The 11,976-nt window shown below is 61.4% G+C and carries 11 protein-coding genes; 9 read left to right on the plus strand and 2 right to left on the minus strand.

Going from position 1 to position 11,976, the window contains the following annotated elements:
- The first annotated feature begins 4 nt into the window (after positions 1-4).
- The 8 genes from KHO53_RS16505 to rpoS all read left to right on the plus strand — a co-directional run bounded on the left by KHO53_RS16505 (position 5) and on the right by rpoS (position 7,187).
- Positions 5-1,117, plus strand: a complete 1,113-nt coding sequence (locus KHO53_RS16505) for an S-(hydroxymethyl)glutathione dehydrogenase/class III alcohol dehydrogenase (RefSeq protein ID WP_010224814.1) — start codon at positions 5-7, stop codon at positions 1,115-1,117.
- 8 nt (positions 1,118-1,125) lie between these two features.
- The gene (gene fghA / locus KHO53_RS16510) at positions 1,126-1,980 is read left to right on the plus strand and encodes an S-formylglutathione hydrolase (RefSeq protein WP_010224813.1); all 855 of its coding nucleotides are present in this window, start codon (positions 1,126-1,128) and stop codon (positions 1,978-1,980) included.
- A 71-nt stretch (positions 1,981-2,051) separates the two neighbouring features.
- Entirely contained in the window at positions 2,052-2,525 is a 474-nt protein-coding gene (ispF, locus tag KHO53_RS16515; RefSeq protein ID WP_010224812.1) for a 2-C-methyl-D-erythritol 2,4-cyclodiphosphate synthase, read from the plus strand.
- Positions 2,522-3,580 (plus strand): tRNA pseudouridine(13) synthase TruD, encoded by a 1,059-nt coding sequence (truD, locus tag KHO53_RS16520; protein WP_010224811.1) that lies wholly within the window; start codon positions 2,522-2,524, stop codon positions 3,578-3,580. The genes ispF and truD overlap by 4 nt, the downstream gene beginning before the upstream one ends.
- A complete protein-coding gene (gene surE / locus KHO53_RS16525) occupies positions 3,568-4,317 on the plus strand; it encodes a 5'/3'-nucleotidase SurE (RefSeq protein WP_010224810.1) in 750 nt (249 codons plus the stop codon). The genes truD and surE overlap by 13 nt, the downstream gene beginning before the upstream one ends.
- On the plus strand, positions 4,317-4,994 hold the full coding sequence (locus KHO53_RS16530; RefSeq protein ID WP_010224809.1) for a protein-L-isoaspartate(D-aspartate) O-methyltransferase: 678 nt from the start codon (positions 4,317-4,319) through the stop codon (positions 4,992-4,994). The genes surE and KHO53_RS16530 overlap by 1 nt, the downstream gene beginning before the upstream one ends.
- 179 nt (positions 4,995-5,173) lie before the next feature.
- Positions 5,174-6,073, plus strand: coding sequence for a peptidoglycan DD-metalloendopeptidase family protein (locus KHO53_RS16535; protein ID WP_036994084.1), 900 nt, complete (start codon positions 5,174-5,176; stop codon positions 6,071-6,073).
- A gap of 106 nt (positions 6,074-6,179) precedes the next feature.
- Complete coding sequence (rpoS, locus tag KHO53_RS16540) at positions 6,180-7,187, plus strand: RNA polymerase sigma factor RpoS (protein WP_010224806.1); 1,008 nt, start codon at positions 6,180-6,182, stop codon at positions 7,185-7,187.
- A gap of 535 nt (positions 7,188-7,722) precedes the next feature.
- On the opposite strand, the gene fdxA is transcribed toward rpoS, so the two are convergent.
- Together fdxA and mutS are read right to left on the minus strand one after the other, a co-directional pair.
- A complete protein-coding gene (gene fdxA, locus KHO53_RS16545; RefSeq protein WP_010224804.1) occupies positions 7,723-8,046 on the minus strand; it encodes a ferredoxin FdxA in 324 nt (107 codons plus the stop codon).
- A 140-nt stretch (positions 8,047-8,186) separates the two neighbouring features.
- Positions 8,187-10,754 (minus strand): DNA mismatch repair protein MutS, encoded by a 2,568-nt coding sequence (gene mutS / locus KHO53_RS16550; RefSeq protein WP_010224803.1) that lies wholly within the window; start codon positions 10,752-10,754, stop codon positions 8,187-8,189.
- 160 nt (positions 10,755-10,914) lie between these two features.
- Between mutS and KHO53_RS16555 the strand changes: the two genes are divergently transcribed.
- Complete coding sequence (locus KHO53_RS16555) at positions 10,915-11,658, plus strand: LexA family transcriptional regulator (RefSeq protein WP_026001408.1); 744 nt, start codon at positions 10,915-10,917, stop codon at positions 11,656-11,658.
- The last annotated feature ends 318 nt before the right edge of the window (positions 11,659-11,976 follow it).

An 11,976-nucleotide genomic window follows, 5' to 3' on the forward strand; every position in this document is an offset into this window, starting at 1 on the left:
ATTGATGATCAAGTCCCGTGCCGCCGTTGCCTTCGAGGCCAAGAAACCGCTGGAGATCGTCGAAGTCGACGTGGCCATGCCCAAGGCCGGCGAAGTGCTGCTGCGCGTGGTTGCCAGCGGCGTCTGCCATACCGATGCCTACACCCTGTCGGGTGCCGACCCGGAAGGCATCTTCCCGTCGATCCTCGGCCATGAAGGCGGTGCCATCGTCGAGGCCATCGGTGAGGGCGTGACCTCGGTTGCCGTTGGCGATCATGTGATCCCGCTGTACACCCCCGAGTGCGGCCAGTGCAAATTCTGCCGCTCCGGCAAGACCAACCTGTGCCAGGCCATCCGCGCCACTCAGGGCAAGGGCCTGATGCCCGACGGCACTACGCGTTTCTCCTACAAGGGCCAGCAACTGTTCCACTACATGGGCACCTCGACCTTTTCCGAGTACACCGTGCTGCCGGAAATCTCCGTGGCCAAGATCCAGAAGGAGGCACCGCTGGAGAAGGTCTGCCTGCTCGGTTGCGGCGTGACCACCGGTATCGGTGCGGTGCTCAACACCGCCAAGGTCAAGCCGGGTGACACCGTGGCCATCTTCGGCCTGGGCGGCATCGGCCTGTCGGCGATCATCGGTGCGGTCAAGGCCAAGGCCGCGCGAATCATTGCCGTGGACATCAACCCGGGCAAATTCGAGATCGCCAAACAGCTCGGCGCTACCGACTGCGTCAACCCGAAAGACTACGACCGTCCGATCCAGGAGGTGATTGTCGACCTCACCGACGGCGGTGTGGACTTCTCCTTCGAGTGCGTGGGTAACGTGCAACTGATGCGCGCGGCGCTGGAATGCTGTCACAAAGGCTGGGGTGAATCGGTGATCATCGGCGTTGCCGGTGCTGGCCAGGAAATCTCCACTCGTCCGTTCCAGCTGGTTACCGGCCGGGTCTGGCGCGGTTCTGCCTTCGGTGGCGTACGTGGCCGCAGCGAGCTGCCAAGCTACGTGGAAATGGCGGAAAAAGGCGAAATCCCGCTGGATACGTTCATCACCCACACCATGGGCCTGGAAGACATCAACAAGGCATTCGACCTGATGCATGAAGGCAAGAGCATTCGCAGCGTCATCCACTTCTGAGGTCTGCCATGAGCCTGGAAAACATCTCCTGTCAGAAGAGCTTTGGTGGCTGGCATAAACGCTACCGTCATCGCTCCCAGGTGCTCGGCTGCGACATGGTGTTTGCCGTCTACCTGCCGCCGCAGGCCGAGCAGGGCGGCAAGCTGCCGGTGCTGTACTGGCTGAGCGGCCTGACCTGCACCGATGAGAACTTCATGCAAAAGGCCGGCGCCCACAAGCTGGCGGCCGAACTGGGGCTGATCATCGTCGCCCCCGACACCAGCCCGCGTGGCCCGCAGGTTCCGGGCGATCCGGAGGGTGCCTGGGACTTTGGCCTGGGTGCCGGTTTCTACCTCAACGCTACCGAACAGCCGTGGGCGCAGCACTACCGCATGCACGACTATGTGGTTGAGGAGTTGCCGGCTTTGGTCGAGGCGCATTTCCCCGCGTCCGCGCAGCGCGGTATCAGTGGTCACTCCATGGGCGGCCATGGTGCGCTGGTGTGTGCCTTGCGTAACCCCGGCCGCTATCGTTCAGTGTCGGCATTCGCGCCGATCAGCAACCCGATGGATTGCCCCTGGGGGCAGAAGGCTTTTAGCCGCTACCTGGGTGAAGACCGCTCCCGCTGGCGCGAGTGGGATGCCAGTGTGTTGCTTGCCCAGGGCAGCGAGCGCTTGCCGTTGCTGGTCGACCAGGGCGATCGCGATGATTTTCTCGACAACCAGCTCAAGCCGCAGGTGCTCGAGCAGGCGGCCAAGGCAGCGGGCCATCCGCTGACGTTGCGGCTGCAGCCGGGGTATGACCACAGCTACTACTTCATCGCCAGCTTCATCGATGACCACTTGCGTCATCATGCCGCAGCGCTGATCGGTGCGGGTAACTGATCCTACAAATCAAGCCCAAGCACCGGCAAAGCAGGTAGAATCACGCCCTGACTCAATCAGGGCGTTTTTTTATGCGTATTGGCCACGGCTACGATGTGCACCGTTTCGCGGAAGGCGATTTCATCACCTTGGGTGGGGTGCGCATTGCGCACAAGTTCGGGCTGCTGGCCCATTCCGATGGCGACGTCCTGCTGCACGCCCTGAGCGATGCCCTGCTGGGCGCTGCGGCGCTGGGCGATATCGGCAGGCACTTCCCCGACACCGATCCGCAGTTCAAGGGTGTAGACAGCCGCGTGTTGTTGCGCCATATCGTCAAGATCGTCCAGGCCAAAGGCTGGAAGGTCGGCAATATCGACGCCACCATCGTTGCCCAGGCGCCGAAGATGGCCCCGCATATCGACACCATGCGCCAGTTGATCGCCCAGGACCTGCAGGTCGAGCTGGACCAGGTCAACGTCAAGGCCACCACCACCGAAAAGCTCGGCTTCACCGGGCGTGAGGAAGGCATTGCCGTTCACGCCGTTGCGCTGTTGCTGCCGGCATGACCGAACTCGAACTGCTGGGCCCGCGTGCCGCGGGCGAAGCGCTGGGCAGCGCGATTCTCAAGGCCACCGCCGAAGACTTCCAGGTCGATGAAGTGCTCGACATTCCCCTGAGCGGGGCCGGTGAGCACTTGTGGCTGTGGGTCGAAAAACGCGACCTCAACACCGAAGAGGCTGCCCGCCGTCTGGCCCGCGCCGCGGGTGTGCCGGTACGCAGCATCAGCTATGCCGGCCTCAAGGACCGTCAGGCCCTGACCCGCCAATGGTTCAGCCTGCATTTGCCGGGCAAGGCCGACCCGGACCTGAGCGCCGCTGAAAACGAAACCCTGAGCATCCTCAAGCAAACCCGTCACTCGCGCAAACTGCAGCGGGGCGCGCATTCGGCCAATGGTTTTACCTTGCGCCTGACGGGCCTTAAGGCCGAGCGCGCGGCGCTGGATGCGCGGCTTGAGCAGATCCGCAGCCAGGGCGTGCCGAACTATTTCGGCACCCAGCGTTTCGGTCACGGCGGCGGCAATGTTCACGATGCCCGCGACTGGGCCAGTCGCCAGGCGTTGCCGGAGCAGCGCAACGTCCGCTCGCGGCTGCTCTCCAGCGCCCGCAGTTACCTGTTCAACCAGGTGCTGGCCCAGCGCGTCGCCGACGGCAGCTGGCAGCAGGCGCAGGTCGGCGATCTGCTGGCGTTTACCGACAGCCGCAGCTTTTTTCCGGCAGGCGAGGCCGAATGTTCCGATCCGCGCCTGGCCATTCTCGATCTGCACCCCACTGGCCCGCTATGGGGCGAAGGGCAGTCGGGCGCCACGGGGGCGGCCGGCGCGCTTGAGCAACGCATCGGTGAACAGCACGCTGCCTTGTGCCAATGGCTGGCTCGGGCGGGCATGAGTCACGAACGACGCATTCTGCGACTGCCCATTAGCGGGCTGACGTGGCATTATCCTGAGCCTGATATCCTGCAACTGGAATTCGTCCTTCCGGCCGGATGCTTCGCCACCGTGGTGGTGCGCGAGCTTGTTGATCTGGTGCCGGCAGGGCAGACGGACAGCCCATGCGTATTCTGATTTCGAACGACGACGGGGTTACCGCACCCGGTCTCGCCGCGCTGCATGCTGCGCTGGCGGATTATGCCGAATGTGTGGTGATCGCCCCGGACCAGGACAAAAGCGGCGCCAGCAGTTCGCTGACGCTCGACCGGCCGTTGTGCCCGCAAACCCTGGCCAATGGTTTTATCAGCCTCAACGGCACGCCGACCGATTGCGTCCACCTGGGGCTCAATGGCCTGCTGGAGCACACCCCGGACATGGTGGTTTCAGGTATCAACCTGGGCGCCAACCTGGGCGATGATGTGCTGTATTCCGGCACGGTGGCTGCGGCGCTGGAAGGGCGCTTTCTGGGTGGTACCTCGTTTGCCTTCTCGTTGCTCTCGCGCTTGCCCGACAACCTGCCAACAGCCGCCTATTTCGCGCGTAAACTGGTTGAGGCCCACGCCAGTCTCGAACTGCCGCCGCGTACGGTGCTCAACGTCAACATCCCCAACCTGCCGCTGGAGCACATCCGTGGTATCCAGTTGACCCGCCTGGGCCATCGCGCCCGCGCGGCGGCGCCGACCAAGGTGGTCAACCCGCGGGGCAAGGAAGGTTACTGGATCGCCGTGGCCGGTGATGCCGAAGACGGTGGCCCGGGTACGGATTTTCATGCGGTGATGCAGGGCTATGTCTCGATCACGCCGCTGCAGCTTGACCGGACCTTCAACGATGCCTTCGAGCGCCTCGATGGCTGGCTGGAGGGGCTACTCTGATGCGCGAACAGGATGATCTGATGCGCCATGGTATCGGTTTTACCTCTGAGCGAACCCGTGAACGGCTGATCAAGCGCCTGATCGAGGAGGGGGTATCCAACCCCAAGGTGATCGACGTGCTGCGCCGTACGCCGCGGCACTTGTTTGTCGATGAGGCCCTGGCCCACCGCGCCTACGAAGACACAGCCCTGCCGATCGGCAACAACCAGACCATTTCGCAGCCGTTCATGGTTGCGCACATGAGCGAGCTGCTGCTCGAAGCCGGCCCGCTCGACAAGGTGCTGGAGATCGGTACCGGCTCGGGATACCAGACCGCGATACTGGCGCAACTGGTCGAGCGGGTGTTTTCCGTTGAGCGCATCAAGGTGTTGCAGGATCGCGCCAAGGAGCGCCTGATCGAGCTGAACCTGCGCAACGTGGTGTTTCGTTGGGGCGATGGCTGCGAAGGCTGGCCGGCGCTGGCACCGTACAATGGCATCATCGTTACTGCCGTGGCGCCAGAAGTGCCACAGGCCTTGCTCGACCAGCTCGCCCCGGGCGGGCGCATGGTCATTCCGGTGGGGCCGGCCGGCGAAACCCAGCACTTGATGCTGATCGTGCGCGAAGAGCACGGCTTCTCGCGGCGGGTACTGGGAGCCGTGCGTTTTGTGCCGTTGCTCACCGGGCCACTGGCCTGACCGGGCTTTTTTTTCGCCTGGGCGAATTTCGGCGGCATTGCCCTGTCTATCTGGCGGGCTACCATAGTCTGTTGCAGATCACCTTTGGCAATTGCCTGACGTCCGCATGGCGGTGCGCTCGGGTATAATTGCAACAATATTGCATTTTTTTCATCGGTCACCATTAGAGGGAGCGGCGGGTGGGTCACACAATCATTCGGCAGCGCAGGGATCCATCACGCTTCAAGCTTCTGCTGATTGCACTGGCCGTGGGTACGCTGGTGACGGGGTGCTCCAGCACGTCTTCCAACAGTGTCCGGGTGGTCGATCGCAACAACGCTGCCCCTAAGCGCCCTGTGGTCACCACCGGCCAGTACGTGGTGCGTCCCGGCGACACCCTGTTCTCCATTGCCTTTCGCTATGGTTGGGACTACAAGGCCCTGGCTGCACGCAATGGCATCACCCCGCCCTACACCATTCGCCCGGGACAGGCGATCCGTTTCGACGGCCGCTCCAGTGGCCCGGCGCCGGTAGCGGGCAGCACGGTGGTTGCCAGCACGCCGTCGTCCTCAATCAAGACCACTATCATCAAGCGACCGCTCGATAGCACTGGCAAGCCGATAGCGGCCCCTGCCACCACAACGCCTGCAACCACGCCAACCACCCCGTCCGTTGCTCCGGTGGTGGCTACCACTGCGCCTGCGCAAGTCCCTCCTGCAGGGCGCTCGACGGCCGGTTGGGCCTGGCCGGCCAACGGTGTATTGATTGGGAAATTTGCTTCAAACGGTAGTTTGAATAAAGGCGTTGATATCGCCGGTGATTTGGGACAGCCTGTTTTTGCTGCATCTGATGGTTCGGTTGTCTACGCCGGGAGTGGCTTGCGGGGCTACGGCGAGTTGGTAATCATCAAGCACAACGATACCTACGTCAGTGCCTACGGCCACAACCGCAGGCTTTTGGTTCGGGAGGGACAGCAGGTCAAGGTAGGGCAGACAATTGCCGAAATGGGGTCCACGGGTACAGACCGGGTGAAGCTTCATTTTGAAATTCGCCGCCAGGGCAAACCTGTCGATCCACTGCAATTCCTGCCACGTCGTTGATTGCTAGGCCCAGCCTGTTCCTCGCGTAGAGGGGACGGGCTCCAGCGCTGCCAAGGATTAAGGCGTCGCTTGAGTCTGAGTTCGAACTCAGCAAAGGACTATAACAATGGCTCTCAGTAAAGAAGTGCCGGAGTTTGACATCGACGATGAGGTTCTCCTGATGGAGACCGGCATTGTTTTGGAAACGGATGTGATGTCAGACGAACCTGCTGTACCTACGGTTCGGACCAAGGCTAAACAGAGCTCTACGCTCAAACAGCACAAGTACATCGACTACACTCGGGCACTTGATGCGACCCAGCTTTACCTCAACGAAATCGGTTTTTCACCACTGCTCTCGCCGGAAGAAGAAGTGCACTTTGCGCGCCTGTCGCAACGTGGCGACCCGGCCGGGCGCAAGCGCATGATCGAAAGCAACCTGCGCCTGGTGGTAAAAATCGCCCGGCGTTATGTCAACCGGGGGCTTTCGCTGCTCGACCTGATCGAGGAGGGCAACCTCGGCCTGATCCGTGCGGTCGAGAAGTTCGATCCGGAACGTGGTTTCCGCTTTTCTACCTACGCCACCTGGTGGATCCGGCAGACCATTGAACGGGCGATCATGAACCAGACCCGTACCATTCGCTTGCCCATTCATGTGGTCAAGGAGCTCAACGTCTACCTGCGCGCCGCCCGCGAACTGACCCAGAAGCTCGATCACGAACCGTCCCCGGAAGAAATTGCCAGCCTGCTGGAAAAACCGGTCGGTGAGGTCAAGCGCATGCTTGGGCTCAACGAACGGGTCTCGTCGGTGGACGTATCCCTGGGGCCTGATTCGGACAAGACCCTGCTCGATACCCTCACCGACGACCGTCCAACCGATCCGTGCGAACTGCTTCAGGATGACGATCTGTCCCAGAGCATCGACCAGTGGCTGAGCGAGCTGACCGACAAGCAGCGTGAGGTGGTCATTCGCCGCTTTGGCCTGCGTGGTCACGAAAGCAGCACGCTGGAGGATGTTGGCCTGGAGATTGGTCTGACGCGGGAGCGCGTAAGGCAGATTCAGGTAGAAGGGCTCAAGCGCCTGCGTGAGATCCTCGAGAAGAATGGGTTGTCCAGCGAGTCGCTTTTCCAGTAAAAAGCCGCGATATCGCAGTGAAGAACGCCCCGACCTTTCGGGGCGTTTTTGCATCTGGCTCAAGCGGAATACCTGAGAATGGTTTCCCGATGACGTTCTTGAAACATCAGGGTTTGGACGAGGTCCGACGGCGATGTTGGTACTGTTCTAGTTCGTGTAAGTCATCGCTTACCCGTGATGTAAGCCATAGCTGTACGCTGTAGTAAATCGTTGTCGTTTTCAGTGTGCGCTTTTGTTTAAGCTATTGATATATAGCGACTATTTTGTTTGTGACAGTATGGTTACCGCAGCTTTTTGAGAGCTTTATACGGTTGTCGTAAATCTTGGACGCGTTAGTATTTGTCCTGTGTCTACGGACTGACACAGGCTTTCAAGGATGAGGGCCAAGGACATCGCAGGATGCGATTCATCAGGATGATGAAAGGGAACAAAGGGACTACGGAAAAAATGTGGGCGGGTTAAACCGCCCCTTTTTTTTGCCCGCAACAAACATGAAAAAAGGCCCTTGAAGGGCCTTTTTTGTTGATCCTTGCGCTTAGCGCTCCAGATCGGCGATCTTGCCTGGCTTGCCATCCCACTCTGCGGCATCTGGCAACGAATCTTTCTTTTCAGTGATGTTCGGCCAGATTTCCGCCAGTTCAGCATTGAGCTCGATGAAGTTTTCCATGCCCGCAGGCACTTCGTCTTCCGAGAAAATGGCGACGGCGGGGCATTCAGGCTCGCACAGTGCACAGTCGATGCACTCGTCCGGGTGAATGACCAGGAAGTTCGGGCCTTCGTAGAAGCAGTCCACCGGACAGACTTCTACGCAGTCGGTGTACTTGCACTTGATGCAGTTGTCGGTGACGACGAAGGTCATTTCTAATTCTCTCCTCAGGCGACGGCAGCGGTGCCCTTCCAGACAGGGCCGCTCGGTTTGGTTGTTCGGCTGCAGGCCAGGCTAGTAACCTGCGGCGCCACCAAACCGCGCGGGATTCTATCAGCTTGTGCGGGCGCGCGTTATAACAGAGTCTTCAGTGTATAGAGCATTTCGATAGCATGACGCGGCGTCATGTTGTCCAGGTCCAGCTTTCCGAGCTTCTCGATGGCCGGATGCGGGAGGCTGGCAAACAGGTCGCTCTGGTGCGGAACGGCTGGCGCACCTTGCTGCAAGGCGGGTGTTTCGTGGGGCAGGCTGGCGGTTTCCAGCCGGCCGAGATGTTCGCGAGCACGCTGGATCACCGGCGACGGTACACCGGCAAGCTGCGCCACGGCCAGGCCGTAGCTCTGGCTGGCAGGGCCTGGCAGCACGTGGTGCAGGAACACGATGCGCTCGTTGTGCTCGGTGGCATTCAGGTGCACGTTGGCCACCAGCGGTTCGCTCTCCGGCAGTACCGTCAGCTCGAAGTAGTGGGTGGCGAACAGGGTATAGGCACGCAGCTGCGCCAGGCGCTCGGCGGCGGCCCAGGCCAGCGACAGGCCATCGAAGGTACTGGTGCCGCGGCCGACTTCGTCCATCAGCACCAGGCTGCGCTCGGTGGCGTTGTGCAGGATGTTGGCGGTTTCGCTCATCTCGACCATGAAGGTCGAACGGCCACCGGCCAGGTCGTCGCTGGAGCCGATGCGGGTGAAGATGCGGTCGACCAGCGACAGCTCGCAGGCCGCGGCCGGGACGAAGCTGCCGATATGCGCCATCAGCACGATCAGCGCGGTCTGGCGCATGTAGGTGGATTTACCGCCCATGTTCGGGCCGGTGATCACCAGCATCCGGGTGTTGTCATCCAGCGCTAGGTCGTTGGCCACGAACGGCGTGGTCAGCACTTGCTCGACCACCGGGTGACGACCTTGGCTGATGCGCATGCACGGCTCGTCGACGAAGCTTGGGCAGTTCAGGTCCAGGTTCAGCGCGCGCTCGGCAAGGTTGCTCAGTACGTCGAGCTCGGCCAGGGCCGCAGCGGTGTCCTGCAAGGGGGCCAGGTGGCCGATCAGGTTTTCCAGCAGCGCGTCGTAGAGCATCTTCTCGCGGGCAAGCGCGCGACTTTTGGCCGACAATGCCTTGTCTTCGAAGGTTTTCAGCTCTGGAGTGATAAAGCGCTCCGCGCCCTTGAGGGTCTGGCGGCGGATATAGTCGGCTGGCGCCTGCTCGGCCTGTTTGCTCGGCAGCTCGATGAAATAGCCGTGCACGCGGTTGTAGCCGACCTTGAGGTTGGCCAGGCCCGTGCGGGCTTTTTCACGCGCTTCCAGGTCGATCAGGAACTGCCCGGCGTTCTCGCTCATGGCCAGCAGTTCGTCCAGCTCGCTGTCGTAGCCGGTCTTGAGCACGCCGCCGTCGCGGATGACCGCCGGCGGGTTGTCGATGATGGCTTTTGCCAGCAGGTCGGCCAGCTCCGGGTAGGTGCCGGCGATGGCTGCTAGGCGCGCCAGGTGGGGCGCCTCAAGCTCGGCCATGGCGCTCTGCAGCTCGGGCAGGGCGCCGAGGGCATCGCGCAGGCGCGCCAGGTCCCGTGGACGGGCATTGCGCAGGCCGATGCGGGCGAGGATACGCTCGATGTCGCCGATTTCCTTGAGCTGCGGTTGCAGCTTCTCGAAGCGATAGCCGTCGAGCAGGCAACGAATCGAGCCCTGACGCGCCTGCAGCACTTTCAGGTCGCGCAACGGGCGGTTCAGCCAGCGGGTCAGCAAACGGCTGCCCATGGCGGTCTGGCAGCGGTCGATCACCGACTGCAGGGTGTTGTCGCGGCCACCGGCCAGGTTCACATCCAGCTCGAGGTTGCGCCGGCTGGCGCCGTCGAGCACCACGGTATCGTCCAGACGTTCATGCTTGAGGCTGCGCAGGTGCGGCAGGGCGGTGCGCTGGGTTTCCTTGGCGTAGCCGAGCAGGCAGCCGGCGGCGCCGATGGCCAGGGTCAGTTTCTCGCAGCCAAAACCCTTGAGGTCCTGGGTGGCGAACTGTTGGCAAAGGCTTTTGCGTGCCGAATCGCGATCGAAATCCCAGGGCGCACGACGGCGCGCGCCGCGACGTTTTTCCGCTGGCAGGCCCTGGGGCCAATCATCGGGGATCAGCAACTCGACCGGGTTGATGCGTTCGAGCTCAGCCAGCAGGTTTTCCCAGCCCTTGATCTCGAGCACGCTGAAGTTGCCGCTGGTAATGTCCAGCACGGCCAGGCCGAACAGGCGCTCGTCACCCAGCACGGCGGCGATCAGGTTGTCGCGACGCTCGTCGAGCAGGGCTTCGTCACTGACTGTGCCGGGGGTGATGATCCGCACCACCTGGCGCTCCACCGGGCCCTTGCTGGTGGCCGGGTCGCCGATCTGCTCGCAGATCACCACCGACTCGCCCAGCTTCACCAGCTTGGCCAGGTAGCCCTCGGCCGCATGGAAGGGGATACCGCACATGGGGATCGACTGGCCCGCCGACTGGCCGCGGGCGGTCAGGGTGATGTCCAGGAGTTTGGCGGCCTTCTTCGCGTCTTCGTAGAAGATCTCGTAGAAATCGCCCATGCGGTAGAACATCAGCTGGTCCGGGTGCTGGTTTTTCAGCTTCCAGTACTGCTGCATCATCGGGGTGTGTGCGGAAAGATCGCTCATTGCAAAAACTTGGCTCGCAGTGTCGTTGTAGACCAAAGGCAAGCGGGCAATGGTACAGGGATTTTGCCTGGGCTGCCGAGGGCAAACGGGCGGGCGCGACCATTTGTCCGTGCATATCCATGCATAACGGTGTTTGCATTCTATTTAAGTTCCCGGCATTATGCATTTTATGCAAAAACGCAACGTAGCATCCGTCCTCAGAGCACTGCTCGATCGCCACGGTCTCTCCCCCACGGAGCTGCACCGGCGTACCGGCGTGCCGCAATCCACCCTGTCGCGCATTCTCAGCGAGAAGATCGTCGATCCGTCCGATAAGCATGTGTCGAAGATTGCTGAATATTTCGGCGTCAGCACTGATCAGCTACGCGGTCGCGTCGAGCTCGGTGAAAGCCGCGAAGCCGCGCCCGCGCGCAGCCACGCCGAGTTGCGCGACATCAGCCTGTGGGATGACGACACCCCCGTCGAGGACGACGAGGTGTCCATTCCGTTTCTTCGCGAGGTCGAGTTGGCAGCAGGATCAGGAAGATTCGTCATCGAAGAAAGCGAGAAGGCCAGCCTGCGTTTTGGCAAGCGCAGCCTGCGCCACAACGGTGTGCAGTTCGACCAAGCCAAGTGCGTGACGGTACGCGGCAACAGCATGTTGCCGGTACTGCGTGACGGTGCCACGGTCGGCGTCAACGCCGGCAAGAGCGGCATTGGCGACATCGTCGACGGTGACCTGTACGCCATCAACCACAATGGCCAGTTGCGGGTTAAGCAGCTCTATCGCCTGCCTACCGGCATTCGCCTGCGCAGCTTCAACCGCGACGAACACCCGGATGAAGACTACAGCTTCCAGCAGATGCAGGAAGAACAGATCAGCATCCTCGGCCATGTGTTCTGGTGGGGCATGTACGCGCGCTGAGTAGTCCGTGCCTTCTGAAAACCCGCTTCGGCGGGTTTTTTTTCGCCTTCAGAAAACCCCACCAACCCAGGCAGATCAAGGCTTACATGCGTAGGTGCATTTTCCTATGCATAAATATTTCCATAAATGCATTGACTGCATATGCATCAATGCATAATCTTTGTCTCAAGCCGGTCGACACCGGTAGTGACAAAGGCAGCGATGAACAGGCCTGAACTGTTCAGAGGGTTGGCAACTGGCCCAGGTGTGCAGCGTAAAGCACCAGAAGCAGTTATCCGGCGGGCAGGTGGCCGCGGCCGGAGGAACAATTTGAAGCGG

Origin of the sequence: Pseudomonas sp. RC2C2, from assembly GCF_018390435.1 — a bacterium.
Lineage (GTDB): Bacteria > Pseudomonadota > Gammaproteobacteria > Pseudomonadales > Pseudomonadaceae > Aquipseudomonas > Aquipseudomonas donghuensis.